This window comes from Streptomyces sp. NPDC041200 (assembly GCF_055591805.1).
Genome location: NZ_JBVIZF010000003.1, coordinates 249552 through 264764, shown reverse-complemented (window position 1 = coordinate 264764; position 15213 = coordinate 249552). Strand labels below are relative to the sequence as shown.

The 15213-nt window shown below is 72.6% G+C and carries 11 protein-coding genes; 6 read left to right on the top strand and 5 right to left on the bottom strand.

Annotation, left to right across the window (positions count from 1 at the left end; genetic code table 11):
* Positions 1–129 precede the first annotated feature (129 nt).
* Positions 130–3474, top strand: a complete 3345-nt coding sequence (locus ACZ6CL_RS10810; RefSeq protein WP_468933949.1) for an AfsR/SARP family transcriptional regulator — start codon at positions 130–132, stop codon at positions 3472–3474.
* Positions 3475–3483: 9 nt separating this feature from the next.
* Here the strand turns inward: ACZ6CL_RS10810 and ACZ6CL_RS10805 are convergent, their stop codons facing one another.
* The 3 genes from ACZ6CL_RS10805 to panB form a co-directional block, all read right to left on the bottom strand.
* Entirely contained in the window at positions 3484–4308 is an 825-nt protein-coding gene (locus tag ACZ6CL_RS10805; RefSeq protein WP_468933944.1) for an ABC transporter permease, read from the bottom strand.
* The gene (locus ACZ6CL_RS10800) at positions 4305–5336 is read right to left on the bottom strand and encodes an ATP-binding cassette domain-containing protein (RefSeq protein ID WP_468933941.1); all 1032 of its coding nucleotides are present in this window, start codon (positions 5334–5336) and stop codon (positions 4305–4307) included. The genes ACZ6CL_RS10805 and ACZ6CL_RS10800 overlap by 4 nt, the downstream gene beginning before the upstream one ends.
* A 119-nt stretch (positions 5337–5455) precedes the next feature.
* Complete coding sequence (gene panB / locus ACZ6CL_RS10795) at positions 5456–6352, bottom strand: 3-methyl-2-oxobutanoate hydroxymethyltransferase (protein WP_468933938.1); 897 nt, start codon at positions 6350–6352, stop codon at positions 5456–5458.
* A gap of 189 nt (positions 6353–6541) precedes the next feature.
* Here panB and ACZ6CL_RS10790 point away from each other — a divergent pair, with 189 nt between their 5' ends.
* From ACZ6CL_RS10790 to ACZ6CL_RS10775, 4 genes are all read left to right on the top strand, one after another.
* On the top strand, positions 6542–8137 hold the full coding sequence (locus ACZ6CL_RS10790; protein WP_468933935.1) for an MFS transporter: 1596 nt from the start codon (positions 6542–6544) through the stop codon (positions 8135–8137).
* Positions 8134–8784, top strand: coding sequence for a TetR/AcrR family transcriptional regulator (locus ACZ6CL_RS10785; RefSeq protein WP_468933934.1), 651 nt, complete (start codon positions 8134–8136; stop codon positions 8782–8784). The genes ACZ6CL_RS10790 and ACZ6CL_RS10785 overlap by 4 nt, the downstream gene beginning before the upstream one ends.
* A 249-nt stretch (positions 8785–9033) precedes the next feature.
* The gene (locus ACZ6CL_RS10780) at positions 9034–10059 is read left to right on the top strand and encodes an endonuclease/exonuclease/phosphatase family protein (protein WP_468933931.1); all 1026 of its coding nucleotides are present in this window, start codon (positions 9034–9036) and stop codon (positions 10057–10059) included.
* Between the two features lie 147 nt (positions 10060–10206).
* Positions 10207–11412: an MFS transporter gene (locus ACZ6CL_RS10775; protein WP_468933929.1), complete on the top strand. Its 1206-nt coding sequence runs from the start codon at positions 10207–10209 to the stop codon at positions 11410–11412.
* A gap of 62 nt (positions 11413–11474) precedes the next feature.
* On the opposite strand, the gene ACZ6CL_RS10770 is transcribed toward ACZ6CL_RS10775, so the two are convergent.
* A complete protein-coding gene (locus ACZ6CL_RS10770) occupies positions 11475–12407 on the bottom strand; it encodes an NADP-dependent oxidoreductase (protein WP_468933926.1) in 933 nt (310 codons plus the stop codon).
* A gap of 59 nt (positions 12408–12466) precedes the next feature.
* Between ACZ6CL_RS10770 and ACZ6CL_RS10765 the strand changes: the two genes are divergently transcribed.
* On the top strand, positions 12467–13108 hold the full coding sequence (locus ACZ6CL_RS10765; protein ID WP_468933924.1) for a TetR/AcrR family transcriptional regulator: 642 nt from the start codon (positions 12467–12469) through the stop codon (positions 13106–13108).
* Positions 13109–13404: 296 nt separating this feature from the next.
* Here the strand turns inward: ACZ6CL_RS10765 and ACZ6CL_RS10760 are convergent, their stop codons facing one another.
* Complete coding sequence (locus tag ACZ6CL_RS10760; protein WP_468933922.1) at positions 13405–15165, bottom strand: NAD+ synthase; 1761 nt, start codon at positions 15163–15165, stop codon at positions 13405–13407.
* Between the last annotated feature and the right edge of the window lie 48 nt (positions 15166–15213).

Here is a 15213-nt window from a genome sequence, read left to right as displayed (position 1 = left end):
GTCGTACGGTGCCCCGCTCGACGACCGGAAAACGTCGGACAGGGGCCCGGGAGTTCCGGGCCGGGCGGACGGATGGCGGATAAGGGTACGGGTGAGCGGTGAGCGGTGCCCGTCGACAACAATGGGGCCGTGCGCTACGCCATCCTCGGCACCACCCAGGCCCACCACGACGACGGCACCCCCGTCGACCTCGGCGGCGCACGGCTGCGCGCCCTGCTGACCGCGCTCGCCCTGACCCCGGGGCGGCTGCGGACGAACGGCGCGCTCATCGCCGAGGTCTGGGACACCGACCCGCCCGCCGATGAGAACGGCGCGCTGCAGGCCCTCGTCGGGCGGCTGCGGCGGGCCGTCGGCAAGGCGGCGATCGCGTCCGGTCCCGGCGGCTACCGGCTGTGCGCCGAGCCCGACGACGTCGATCTGCACCGCTTCGAGCGGCTCGCGGAGGAGGGCGCCCGCGCCCTCGCCGACGGCGACCCGGCCCAGGCCGCCGCCCGCTACGACGACGCCCTCGCCCTGTGGCGCGGCCCGGCGCTCACCGACCTGCCCGACTCGATGGCCGCGGCCGCCCGCGCCGAGGCCCAGCGGCTGGACGCGCGGCGCGGCCGGATCGCCGCCGGGCTCGCCCTCGGCAAGGCCGCCCAGACCCTGCCCGCGCTCGCCGAGCTGTGCGACGCCCACCCCCTGGACGAGCCGCTGCACGCGCTGCGCATCCGCGCCCTGCGGGACACCGGCCGCCCTGCCGAGGCGCTGGCCGCGTACGAGGCGATCCGGGCGGAGATCGCCGACCGGCTGGGCGCGGACCCGGGCCCCGAGCTGCGCGCCCTGCACGCGGAGCTGCTGGAGCCGGAGGAGCCCGCGCGCCGGGAGCCACCGCAGGCCCCGGCGCCGCAGCGGGCCGGGCGGCGCGGTGGCAATCTGCGGGCCCGGCTCACCAGCTTCGTCGGCCGGGAGGCCGATCTCGCGGTGCTGCGCACCGATCTGGCCGCGCACCGGCTGGTCACCCTCCTCGGGCCCGGCGGCGCCGGGAAGACCCGGCTGTCCCAGGAGGCCGCCGAATCGGTCGCGACCGCCTGGCCGGACGGGGTGTGGCTGGCCGAACTCGCCCCCGTGGACGACCCGGAGACCGTGCCCGAGACGGTGCTCACCGCGCTCGGCGCGCGCGAGACCGTCATCCGCGGCAGCGCCGCCGAGGGGCTGCGCGCCGCGGCCGACCCGACCGCCCACGATCCGCTCACCCGGCTCGTGGAGCACTGCGAACCGCGCCGGATGCTGATCGTGCTCGACAACTGTGAGCATCTGGTCGAGGCCGCGGCCCGGCTCGCCGACTCCCTGCTGGCCCGCTGCCCCGGCGTCACCGTGCTGGCCACCAGCCGCGAACCGCTCGCCGTCCCCGGCGAGCTGGTGCGCCCGGTGGAGCCGCTGCCGGACCCGGTCGCGCTGCGACTGTTCCAGGAGCGCGGCGCGGCGGCCCGTCCCGACTTCCGCACCGACGACGACCCGGCCGCGTGCGCCGAGATCTGCCGCCGCCTCGACGGGCTGCCGCTGGCCGTCGAACTGGCCGCCGCCCGGCTGCGGCTGCTCACCCCCCGGCAGATCGCCGACCGCCTCGACGACCGCTTCCGCCTGCTGACCAGCGGCAGCCGCACCGTGCTGCCCCGCCAGCAGACGCTGCGCGCCGTCGTCGACTGGTCCTGGGACCTCCTCGACGCCCGGGAACGCACCGTCCTGGCCCGCCTGTCGGTCTTCGCGGGCGGCTGCGACCTCCCACGGGCCGAAGAGGTCTGCGGCGACCCGCGCGACCGGACCCCGGTGGACCCCCGGGACGTCGCCGCGCTGCTCGGCTCCCTGGTCGACAAGTCGCTGGTCGTCGCCGCGCCGGGAGCGGACGGCGCGGACGGCGGGATGCGGTACCGGCTGCTGGAGACCGTCGCCGAGTACGCGGCGGAGCGGCTGGACGAGACGGGGGAGCGGGCGGTGGTCGAACGGCGGCACCTGGTCGCGTACCGGGAGCTGGCCCGTATCGCCGACCCCCTGCTGCGCGGCCGCGAACAGCGCGTCTGGCTGCCCCGGCTGGAGGCCGAGCACGAGAACCTGCGCACCGCGCTGCGCCGGGCCGTCGCGGCGGGCGACGAGCAGGAGGCGCTGTGCCTGGTGCTGTCGCTCGGCTGGTTCTGGAACCTGCGCGGCCACCGCGGCGACGGACGCCACTGGGCGACGGCCGCGTCGCGGCTGGGCCCCAACCCGTTCCAGTCGCCCGTCGCCCCCGCGCCCCCGCTGTACACGAGCTGCACGGCCGCCCCGCCGCCGATGGAGCCCGAGGTGCTGGTGGAGGCGCGGCGCGGGGTGCGGCTGTACGCCCTGGCCAACCTCGAAGGCAACATGCGGGCCATGGACGACGAGGAGTCCCGGCGGGAGATGCGGGGCATCGTCGAGGCCTACCGCCCGGGGCTGCCGCAGAACTGCCGGGTCCCCGGCGTCTTGTGGTTCTTCGCGGTGCTGCTGACGGGCGACCTCGCCCTGATGCGGGACGTCGTGGACGAGTCGGTGCGCACCAGCCGGAAGCTGGGTTACACCTGGGAGCTGGCCTTCACCCTCCAGATGCGGGCCAAGGTGATGACCCAGCGCGGTGGCGGCGATCCCGGGGAGCAGGCGCGCCGGGACGCCGACGAGAGCCTGAAGCTGTTCATCGAGCTGGGTGACGCCTGGGGCGTGGCCGAGGCGCTGTCCGGGCGCGGCGAGACCCTGGAGCTGGTCGGCGACGGCCGGGCCGCGGCCGATGACTACCGGGCGGCGATCCGCTACGCCGAGGAATTGGACGCGCATGCCCAGGTCGGGCTGCTGCGGGCCCGGCTGGCGGGGTTGCACGTCGAGCACGGGGACGAGCCGGAGGCGGCGGAGGGCGAGCGGATCCTGCGCGAGCTGCTGGCGGAGTCGCCGCAGGCGGGCGCCGAGGCCGGGTCGTACGTCCGCATGCACCTGGCCCATCGGTGCGGCGTCACGGGCCGGGTGGCCGAGGCCCGGGAGCTTCTGGCGGTGCTGCACGAGGAGTTCGCCAGCCGGGCGCTCGATCTGTTCCAGGGCCTGGTCGAGGGGATGATGGCGTGGCTGGACCTGATCGAGGGGCAGCCGGGGGAGGCGCTGACCCGGATTCGCGGGGCGCTGGCGAAGACCGGTGACTTCATGTCCCAGGTGGTCGCCCCGCAGGTGCCGTTGATCCAGCTGATGACGGCCGCGCGGGCGCTGGCCGCCCTCGGCGGCGCGGAGCGGGCCGCGGCCGCGGCCCGGCTGTTCGGCGCGTACGACGCGATGCGGCCCGGCATCCAGCGGATTCCCGTCAGCGAGCGGGAGGACCGGGAGGCGGGCGAGGCGGCGGCGCGGGCCTGGCTCGACGACGGGAGTTACGAGCGGGCGTACGCGGAGGGCGGCGGCCTCACCGTGCAGGAGGCCGCCGCCTTCGTCGACACCATCGCCTGACCCCTTCGCTCAGGTCTTGGTGCGGAACTTGCGCACCGCCAGCGGCGCCGTGATCACCGTGATGGCCACCGCCCACACCAGGGCGACGGTCACCGGATGGGCGATCGGGCCGTGGCCGCTGGTCAGCGACCGCGCGGCGTCGGCGAGCTGGGAGAGCGGGTTGTACTTGGTGAAGGACTGCAGCCAGCCCGGCATGGTGTTGGTCGGGGCGAAGATCGACGAGCCGAACTGCAGCGGCATGATCACCAGGAAGCCGAGGCCCTGCACCGCCTGCGGTGTCTTCAGGGACAGCCCCAGCAGCATGAAGATCCAGGTCAGCGAGGACCCGAAGATCAGGGCCAGGACGACGGCGGCCACCAGCTCGGCCGGGCCGGTCTTCAGCTCGAAGCCCATGATGAAGCCCATGACCAGCAGGATGAGGGTGGACACCAGCATCCGCCCGGTCTCCACGATCAGCTTGGCGACCAGCACCGAGGAACGGGCGATGGGCATCGTACGGAAGCGGTCCATCACCCCCTTCCGGAAGTCGTCGTTGACGCCCGTGCCGACCGACATCGCGATGTTGAGCCCGCCCATCGCCATCATCCCGGGGATGAAGTAGTTGACGTACTCGCCGCGGTCGCCGCCCGAGACCGCGCCACCGAAGACATAGGTGAACAGCAGCGAGAAGACGATCGGCATCATCAGCGCGTCGAACATCGACTCCGGATCCTGCTTGATCTGCAGGGCGTTACGGCGCACCAGCGCGCCGATGTGCCGGAGATTGGCGCGCAGCCCGATCCGCCCTTCGTCGGGCAGGCTCTTGGCGGACGCGGTCATCGTTGCCGCACTCATGCCGCAACCTCCTCAAGGGCCTTGTCGCTGTCGTCGGTCTTGGTGTCCTCGGGGGTCGAGGTCTTCTGGCCGGTGATGGCCAGGAACACCTCGTCCAGGCTGGGCAGATGGGTGTCGATCCCGGCGATCGCGAAGCCGCGCTCGCCGAGCAGCCCGATCACCGCGGTCAGCTGCTCGTCGCTGACGATCGGCACGTTGACCAGGCCCTCTTCCGCGTCGGCGGTCGCGCCGCCGACACCGTCGAGCCCGGCCTGCGCGATGGCGCCGACCATGCGGTTCAGCTCCCCGGGGTCGGAGGGGCGGATCTGCAGGGTGCGCCCGCCGACCTTGGCCTTCAGCTCGTTCACCCGGCCCTCGGCGATTATCTTGCCGCGGTCGATGACCGTGAGATCGTGCGCCAGCTGCTCGGCCTCCTCCATGTACTGGGTGGTCAGCAGCACCGTGGAGCCCTCGGCGACCATGCGCTTGACCTCGTCCCACACCTCGTTGCGGGTGCGCGGGTCAAGACCGGTCGTCGGCTCGTCCAGATAGAGCACCGCGGGTCGGCCGATCATGGAGGCGGCCAGGTCCAGCCGCCGCCGCATACCGCCGGAGTAGGTGGCCGCGGCCCGCTTCGCGGCGTCCGTCAGCGAGAACCGCTCCAGCATGGCGTCCGCGCGCGCCCGGGCCTCCTTGCGGGACAGATCGAGCAGCCGCCCGATCATGTACAGGTTCTCCCAGCCGGAGAGCTTCTCGTCGACCGAGGCGTACTGCCCGGTCAGACCGATCGTGCGGCGCAGCTGCCGGGGCTGCCGCACCACGTCGTACCCCGCCACGACGGCGGTGCCCGCGTCCGGCACCAGCAGGGTGGACAGACAGCGGACGAGGGTGGTCTTCCCGGCACCGTTGGGACCGAGCACACCGAGGACGGTGCCTTCCGGCACGTCCAGATCCACTCCGTCGACCGCCTTGGTGTCGCCGAAGTGCTTGACCAGCCCCCGTACTTCGACGGCGTTGCCGTCCCTGATCTTGTGTTCCTGTCGCGTCATGGAGTAAGCGTGACACCCGCCGCCGACAGATCACCGACAAGCAGCAGACAGCCCGCCGACGGGGGACGGTCGGCGGGCTGTCGATGTACCGCGATGGCTCTGTACCACCGGGGTGGCCGCTAGTGGAACGAGTGCTCCTCGGCCGGGTACGCCCCGCCGACGACATCCTCGGCGAACGCCCGCGCCGCGTCGCCCAGCACCTCCCGCATCTTGGCGTATTGCTTGACGAAGCGCGGCACCCGGCCGCCGGTCAGGCCTGCCATGTCCGTCCACACCAGCACCTGGGCGTCGCACTCGGGGCCCGCGCCGATGCCGATCGTCGCGATCTGCAGCGAGCGGGTGACCTCGGCGGCCAGTTCGGCCGGGACCAGCTCCAGGACGACGGCGAAGGCGCCCGCGTCCTGCACGGCCTTGGCGTCGCGCAGCAGCTGCTGGGCGGCTTCCTCGCCGCGGCCCTGCACCGGGTAGCCGCCGTACGCGTTGACGGACTGCGGGGTGAGGCCGACGTGGGCCATGACCGGGATGCCGGACTGGACGAGCAGCTCGATCTGGTGGGCGGAGCGCTCGCCGCCCTCCAGCTTGACCGCGCCCACCCCGGCCTCCTTGACCAGCCGGGTGGCGTTGCGCAGCGCCTGGACCGGGCCCTCCTGGTACGAGCCGAACGGCAGGTCGCCCACGACGAGGGCGCGCTTGGTGCCGCGTACGACGGCGGCGGACAGCAGGGCGATCTCGTCCATCGTGACGGGCACGGTGGACTCGTAGCCCAGATGGCAGTTGCCCATCGAGTCGCCGACCAGCATGACGGGGATGCCCGCCTCGTCGAAGACGGAGGCGGTCATCGCGTCATAGGCGGTGAGCATGGGCCACTTCTCGCCGCGCTCCTTGGCGGCGGCGATGTCACGGACGGTGACACGGCGGGACCCCGTCCCCCCGTACAGCGCCTTCGACGGCCGCTTCTCCGGCGTCTGCGGCGTATCCGGCTTTTCTGGCTTGTGCGCAGGGCTGACGTGCGTCATTACGACGGCTCCTGTTCGTCATCTCGAGGCGCCCTGACGGCGTCCCCGGACCACCCCCATGCTGGCACGCCGCCCGGCACTCCGAAAGTAGGGACATTCGAGTACGGATGGATATTCGATGGACAAAGGCTCGCAAAGTCTTGCCCATACGAGACGGGGCCGTATCGAAACGGTCTTAGCCTGGGCCGCATGGCAGCAGCACCCTCCGCCGAGGCGATCCACCGCAGGCGCTGGGCGATCCTGGTCGTCCTCATGGTCAGCGTCCTGGTCGTCGTCCTGGACAACTCGATACTCAACGTGGCGATGAAGACCATCGCCACCCCGAAGCCGACCGGTCTCGGCGCCACCCAGAGCCAGCTGGAGTGGGCCATCAACGCCTACACGCTGGTCTTCGCGGGACTGCTGTTCACCGCCGGACTCCTCGGCGACCGGCTCGGCCGGAAGAAGGTGCTGCTCGGCGGCATGGCCGTGTTCGGCATCGGCTCGGTGCTCGCCGCGTTCTCCTCCTCGCCCGGCGAGCTGATCGGCTTCCGGGCGCTGATGGGTCTGGGCGCGGCCTTCGTGATGCCCGCCACCCTGGCCATCCTGGTCAACGTCTTCGAACGCGAGGAGCAGGCCAAGGCCATCGGCATCTGGGTCGCCGCGGTGGGTCTCGCCATCGCCATCGGGCCGATCACCGGCGGTCTGCTGCTGGAGCACTTCTGGTGGGGCTCGGTCTTCTTCGTCAACGTTCCCGTCGTGGCCGCCGGGATCATCGCGATGGTGCTGCTCATCCCCGACTCCCGGGACCCCGCGCCCGGCCGGCTGGACCCGCTGGGCGTGCTGCTGTCCGTCGTGGGTCTGGTGCTGCTGGTCTACGGCATCATCAAGGGCGGCCAGCTCGCCGACTTCGCCGACGCCCAGGTGCTGGCCACGATCGGCGCCGGCCTGGTCGTCCTGGGCCTGTTCGTCTGGCACGAGAAGCGCAGCGACCATCCGGCCATTGATATCGATTATTTCCGGAACCCCGCCTTCTCGGCCGCCATCGCCGCCGTCGCGCTGGTCTTCTTCGCGCTCATGGGCGTGACCTTCTTCATGGTCTTCTACATCCAGAGCGTGCGCGGCTTCAGTGCCCTGGACTCCGGGCTGCTGCTCCTGCCGCTGGCCGCCGCGCAGCTGCTGTTCGCGCCGCGCGCCCGGCTGGTGGTGGAGCGGTTCGGCGCCCGCGTCGTGTGCACGGGCGGGATGCTGCTGGTGGCCGCCACCATGGCCGGGTTCCTGCTGCTGGACACCGACTCGCCGCTGTGGGTGCTGGAGGTGCTGTTCTTCTTCCAGGGCGCGGGGATGGCGCACATCATGCCGCCGGTCACCACCGCGATCATGCAGGCGCTGCCGCGTGAGAAGGCCGGTTCCGGCTCGGCCCTCAACAACACGTTCCGGCAGGTCGGCGGCGCGCTCGGGGTCGCCGTCCTCGGTTCGGTGCTCTCCGCCACGTACCGCGAGGGCATCCAGGACACCCTCGCCGCCGTTCCCGGGCTGTCCCCCTCCGCACGGCACTCGGCGGGCGAGTCCATCGAGGCCACCGTCGGCCTCGCCGAGCGGCTGGGGCCCGCGGGGCACGCGCTGCTGGGGCCCGCGCATGACTCCTTCGTCCACGCGATGCACCTCACCGCGCTCGGCTCGTCCGGTGTCGCCCTCTTCGGCGCGCTGGTCGTGGCGGCCTTCCTGCCCGGCAAGGACACGGACGGCGGCGGCCCGGACAGCGGGCAGCCACGGGAGCAGGCCGGGGCGGGAGCCGGACGATGACCGCGCCCCCGGCCGGTGCCGCGTCCGCCGGGCTCCCGGCTCACGGCCTCCCGGCTCACGGCCTCCCGGCGCGCGGGCGGCCGCGCAGCGCCGCCACCGACGCCGCGATCATCGAGGCCGTGCTGCGGCTGCTGGAGGAGGGCTCATCCGTCGGCGCGCTGTCCATCGAGGGGATCGCGCGCGCGGCGGGTGTGGGCAAGGCCACCGTCTACCGCCGCTGGTCCGGCAAGGACGCGCTGATGCTGGACGTCCTGCGGTCGCTGGAGGAGCCGGGCCCCGAACCGGCCGGGGTCTCGGTACGCGACGACCTCGTCACCATCCTGGAGTTCATGCGGCGGCGCGGGCTGGCCAAGCGCAACTCCCTGGTGCTGCGCGCGATCCTGGCCCAGATGCACGCCGACCGGAAGCTGTGGCGGGCGTACGACGAGAGCGTCATCGAGGTCCGCCGGGAGCTGCTGCGGTCGGTGCTGCGGCGGGGCGTAGCGAACGGTGAGATCCGGGCGGACACCGATCCCGAGCTGCTGGCCGACCTGTTCACCGGGCCGATGCTGTCGCGCGCGATCCTGCACGAGTGGCGGGAGCTGCCCAACGGGCTGGCCGAGCGGATCGTGGACACCGTTCTGGAGGGGGTCTCGGCGCGCGGCTGAGAGCGCGTATGCGAGCGTAGGACGGACGGCGCGTCCCGGTCCTTGGTGCCGCTCTGCGGCGGTGCTGTGCCTGTGCCTTTGTGCCTGTTACGTCACAACCGCCCCTGTCGCCGCGGTATGCGGAACCCGGGCATACCGGTTGGGCGTCCACCGGGCAGGGACGCCCGGTGGGGGCGTCGGGAATGCCCTGGTCATCGCCTAGGGTCTTGACCGATAGGCGGGCAGCGGCAAGTGAGGGACGGACAGCGCATGGTGCAGGCGTACACGCAGGAGACCGGACAGCCCGGGGGCGCACCCCAGTCGGCCGGCTCCCGGTCCGGTCGCCTGCGCGACCGGATCCGGCACAGCCGCGGAATCTGGCGGCGCGGCCTGGTGCTCGCGGCGTTCGCGGTCCTGCTCACGCTGATCATGGTCTTCCACGCCGACATCCCCAACCGCGTCGGCAACCTGGGCAGCCTGCTGGAAACCTTCCTGCCGTGGCTGGGCGTGTTCCTCCCGGTGCTGCTGGTGCTCGGCCTGGTGCGGCGGTCGGCGAGCGCGCTGGTGGCGCTGGTGCTGCCGGTCACCGTCTGGCTGAACCTCTTCGGCGGGCTGATGTTCTCCGACAAGTCCGGCGGCGACGGCGACCTGACCGTCGTCACCCACAACGTCAACGCCGACAACTCAGACCCGGTCGACACCGCGAAGGACGTGGCCGCCTCGGGCGCCCAGGTGGTGGCGCTGGAGGAGCTGACCGACAAGGCCGTGCCGACGTACCAGAAGGCGCTCGCGGGCGAGTACCGCTACCACGCCGTGCAGGGCACGGTCGGGGTGTGGAGCAAGTACCCGCTGTCCGGGACCAAGCCGGTCGACATCAAGATGGGCTGGACCCGGGCGCTGCGCACCACGGTCACCACGCCGGAGGGTGAGGTCGCCGTCTACGTCGCCCATCTCCCCTCGGTGCGGGTGAAGTTCAACGCGGGCTTCACCGCCGGGCAGCGCGACGCGAGCGCCGAAGCGCTGGGTGAGGCCATCCGCGACGAGCCGATGGACAAGGTGGTCCTGCTCGGCGACCTGAACGGCACGATGAACGACCGTGCACTGGCCCCGGTCACCTCGCAGATGCGCTCCGCGCAGGGCGCGGCGGGTGACGGGTTCGGCTTCAGCTGGCCCGCCTCGTTCCCGATGGCCCGCATCGACCAGATCATGGTGCGCGGGGTGAACCCGGTCTCGGCCTGGGCGCTGCAGCAGACGGGCAGTGATCACCTTCCGCTGGCGGCGTCCGTTACCCTCTGAGCCTGCCAATCGAAGATCTAACAAGCTGTTCACCTTGAGGCTGGTGCTCGGGAAATAAGTGCGTGAGAGGCTTTGTTCCGGTAGAGAACATACGCACGATTGCTCGACCGCACCCTCTCCTCCTCACCGCTTGTTGAAAGGTCTCTCATGCCCCTGGCACTGCTCGCTCTCGCGATCTCTGCCTTCGGTATCGGCACCACAGAATTCGTGATGATGGGCCTGCTGCCCAACGTCGCCGACGATCTGGGCACCTCGGTGCCGACCGCTGGCTATCTCGTCTCCGCCTATGCCATCGGCGTCGTCATCGGCGCCCCGCTGCTCACCGCCCTCGGCGCGCGCATCCCGCGCAAACGCATGCTCGTGCTGCTGATGGGGCTCTTCACGGTCGGCAACCTCGCCTCCGCCCTCGCCCCCTCGTTCGGGCTGCTGCTCGCCGGGCGGGTGCTCGCCGGACTGCCGCACGGCGCGTTCTTCGGCGTCGGCGCGGTGGTCGCCTCCCGGCTGGTGCGTGAGGAGAAGCAGGCCCGCGCGGTCGCCACCATGTTCCTGGGGCTGACGATCGCGAACATCGTCGGCGTCCCGGTGGGCACGGCGCTCGGCCAGGGTCTGGGCTGGCGCGCCACCTTCCTGGTCGTCACCGGCATCGGCCTGCTGGCCATGGCCTCGCTGGCCCGGCTCGTGCCGCAGGTGCCGCGGGACCAGCACGGCGGCCTCGGCCACGAGCTGCGCGCCCTCGGCAACCGGCAGGTACTGCTCGGGCTGCTCACCGCGGTCTTCGGCTTCGCCGGTGTCTTCGCCGTCTACAGCTACCTGGCCTCGATGGTGACCGAGGTCACCGGCTTCGCCGAGTCCTCCGTCACGATCGTGCTCGCCCTGTTCGGCATCGGCATGACCCTGGGCGCGCTGGTCGCGGGCCCGCTCACCGACCGCGCGCTGCGGCCCACGCTGTACGGGTCGCTGGCGGCGCTGGCCGTGATGCTGGTGGTGTTCAACTTCACCGTGCACATCAAGTGGGCGGCGCTGGTCTCGGTCGTCCTGCTCGGCGCGGTGGGCTTCATGACGACCACTCCGCTGCAGATGCTCGTCATGAACAAGGCGAAGCACGCCCCGACCATCGCCGCCGCCTCCAACCACTCCGCGTTCAACCTCGCCAACGCGGGCGGCGCCTGGGTCGGCGGCGTCGCCATCTCCGCCGGCTGGGGCTGGACCTCCCCGACCCTGGTCGGCGCGGTGCTCGCGGTGGTCGGCCTGGCGATAGCGGTGACCGCGGGACTGCTGGACCGCGGCTCCTCGGAGAAGTCCCGCGTCGTGGCGGGCAGCGAATCGGTGCCCACGCTGTCCGAGGTGCGCTGACCTTCCGCCGCGTACCTGCGCAGGCGCGCCCCCGCCGTTGTGGCGGGGGCGCGTTCGTGGTGTTACGGGACGGTGAGCACGATCTTCCCCCGGACCCGGCCGGTGGCGCTCAGCTCATGGGCCTTCGCCGCGTCCGCCAGCGCGAACACCTCGTGCAGCGGCACCCGGAACCGGCCCTCGGTGGCGAGCCGCGCCGCCACCGCGAGCCCGTCGTAGCCGGGCGCGTCCCCGCTGCGCTCCCAGGTCAGGTGAACGCCGTGCTCATGGGCGCCCAGGTCGGCCACCGTCACCACCCGCCGTGGGTCCCCCGCGAGGGCGACGAGGTCCGGCAGCGAGCCCGAGCCCGCCGCGTCCAGCACCGCGTCGACCCCGCCGGGCGCCAGCGCCGCGACCCGTTCCGCCAGGCCGGGTCCGTACGTGGTGGGCGTCGCGCCGAGCCCGGCCAGGAACGCGTGGTTCGCCTCCCGGGCCGTGCCGATCACCGTGGCCCCGCGGGCGGCCGCGAGCTGGACCGTCACCGTGCCGACGCCCCCGGCGGCGCCCTCGATCAGCAGCGTCGTGCCCTGTGTGACGCCCAGCAGGTTCAGGGCGCGGGTCGCGGTCTCGGCGTTGCCCGCCGCACCGCCCGCCTCCTCCCAGCTCAGCGCGTCCGGCTTGGCGGCCCAGACGGTCAGCACGGCGAACTCGGCGGCCGCGCCACCGAACCGGGCGGCGTCGACCAGTCCGAAGACGGCGTCCCCGACCGCGACCCCCGTGACGCCCTCGCCGATCTCGTCCACGGTCCCCGCGGCGTCTATCCCGGGGATGTGCGGCAGTTCGAGGCTGAGCCGCAGCTCCTCGGGGATCGCCCCCGAGCGCAGTTTCCAGTCCGCCGGGGTGACCCCGGCGGCCCGTACGGCGATGCGGATCTGGCCCGGTCCGGCGTGCGGCTCGTCGGCCTCGCCGACGGTGAGAACGTCCGGCGGGCCCAGTTCTGAGTACTGAAGTGCAAACATGTGGCTGACGCTAACAACGAAACGGAACAGAGCGTCCGTTTGAGCGTAAAGTGAGAGAGGTGATCGACGAACCGTCTCGGAAGCGCACCGACGCCCGCCGCAACCGCGACCGCATCATCGAGGTGGCCGGTGCCACCTTCGCCGCCCAGGGGCTCGATGTGCCGATGCGCGAGATCGCCCGCCGCGCCGGTGTCGGGCCCGCGACGCTCTACCGCCACTTCCCCGCGAAGGGAGACCTGGTCGCCGCGACCTTCGCCGATCAGCTCGCCCACTGCGTGGCGACCCTCGACGCCGCCCTCGCCGACCCCGACCCCTGGCACGGTTTCTGCGTGTTCATCGAGAAGGTGTGCGCGATGCAGGTCGATGACCGAGGCTTCACCGCCGCCTTCCTCGCCACCCTCCCCGGCGCGCTGGCCACCGACTTCGAGCGCCTCCGCGACCACCACCTGCGCCGCTTCGCCGAGCTGACGCGGCGCGCCAAGCAGAGCGGACACCTGCGGGCCGACTTCGTACCGGACGACATCAAGCTGCTGATCATGGCCAACGGGGGCATCGTTACGGAGTCCCCCGCCGCCGCGCGCGCCGCCTCCCGCCGCCTGGTGGCCATGCTGCTCCAGTCCTTCCGCGCCCACCCGACCGACCCGCCCGCCCCGCTGCCGCCGCCGGTCGCGCTGGACTCTTACCTGGATATGCGGCTTTAGCGTCCCTGCCGACCCGCACCGTTCGGGGCGCGGGCCCCGAACGCCTGCTGGCCCACGGAGCCGCCGGGAGCCGCCTCCCGGCGGGCGGGGGCGGGGCCGGATCCGCCCCCGCCTGACGCTCGCCACCGGGCCGGGCCACCGGCGGGAGTCGCCGCTCGGCGCCGGGGCCAGGGGCCTGAGCCGGGGGCCCGAGCCCGGCACCGGGGCGTGCGGGGTCGGGGGCGGAGCCCCGCCACGCGGCGGGGCCGCAGGTCGGTACTGCGGGAAGGGGCGGGTGGGGGAAAGCCCCGCCGTCCTCAGGGGTGTTCGCGCCAGCGGTTGGTGATCGGCAGGCGGCGGTCCTTGCCGAAGCCCTTGGCGGAGATCTTCGTCCCCGGCGGGTACTGGCGGCGCTTGTACTCCGCCGTGTCGACCAGCCGCAGGATCCGCGTCACCAACTCATCGTCGTAGCCCGCCGCGACGATCTCCTGCCGCCCCCGGTCGCGGTCGACGTACAGCTCCAGGATGCGGTCGAGCACGTCGTAGTCCGGGAGCGAGTCGGTGTCGACCTGCCCCGGCCGCAGCTCCGCGCTCGGCGGCTTGCTGATGGAGTTCTCGGGGATGGGCGGGGTCTGGCCCCGCTCGCCCGCCGCGCGGTTGCGCCACTTCGCCAGGCGGAAGATGGACGTCTTGTAGACGTCCTTGATGGGGCCGTACGCACCCACGGAGTCCCCGTAGAGCGTGGAGTACCCGCACGCCAGCTCGGACTTGTTGCCCGGGGCGAGGACGATGTGGCCCTCCTGGTTGGAGAGCGCCATCAGCATCGTGCCGCGCAACCGCGACTGCAGGTTCTCCTCGGCGAGCCCGGTGAGGTGCAGCGAGCCCATGTAGGCGTCGAACATCGGGGCGATCGGGACGGTGCGGAAGTTGAGCCCGGTGCGGCGGGCCAGCTCGGCCGCGTCGTCGATCGAGTGCTCGGAGGAGTAGCGGGACGGCATGGCCACGCCGTAGACGTTCTGCGCGCCGACCGCGTCGCACGCGATGGCGGCGACGAGGGCGGAGTCGATGCCGCCGGAGAGCCCGATCAGCACGCTGCGGAAGCCGTTCTTCGCGACATAGGCCCGCAGCCCCACCACCAGCGCGGTGTAGATCTCCTCGTCGTCGCCGAGCCGCTCCGCCTCGCCGCCCGCGAGGCCCGGCTCGGGGTCGTAGGCGGGGAGGGGGTCGGCGGAGAGGGTGCGGTGGTCGATGCGCAGCCCGTCGTCCACGATGCCCTCCGGAACGGCGTCCGGGTCGGCGGCGGGCAGGTCGAGGTCGACCACGACGCACCCCTCGGCGAACTGCGGGGCGCGGGCGATCACTTCGCCGTCGCGGCCGACGATGATCGAGTCGCCGTCGAAGACCAGCTCGTCCTGGCCGCCGATCATCGCGAGGTAGGCGGTGGTGCAGCCCGCCTCCTGGGCGCGCTTGCGGACCAGGTCCAGGCGGGTGTCGTCCTTCTCGCGCTCGTACGGCGAGGCGTTGATCGACAGCAGCAGCCCGGCCCCGGCGGAGTGGGCGGCGGGCACCCGGCCGCCGTCCTGCCAGAGGTCTTCGCAGATGGCGAGCGCGACGTCGATGCCGTGGACGCGGACGACGGGCATGGTGTCGCCGGGCACGAAGTAGCGGAACTCGTCGAAGACGCCGTAGTTCGGCAGATGGTGCTTGGCGAAGGTGAGCACGACGGAGCCGCGGTGCAGCACGGCGGCGGCGTTCTGCGGGGAGCCGGCGGGCTGCCCGTACCGCCGGGCCCGCTCGCTGCGGTCGAGATAGCCGACGATCACCGGCAGCTCGCCCAGGCCCTCGGCGTCCAGCCGCTCGGCGAGCGCGCGCAGCGCGGCGCGCGACGCCTCGACGAAGGAGGAGCGCAGCGCGAGATCCTCGACGGGGTACCCGGTCAGCGCCATCTCGGGGAACGCCACCAGATGGGCGCCCTGCTCGGCGGAGTGCCGGGTCCAGTGGACTATCGACTCGGCGTTCCCGGCGAGGTCGCCGACGGTCGAGTCGATCTGGTTCAGAGCGAGGCGAAGTTGAGGCACGGCGCCCAGTGTAATCGTCTGTCTGACGCGATAGCCGGTGCGTGACCG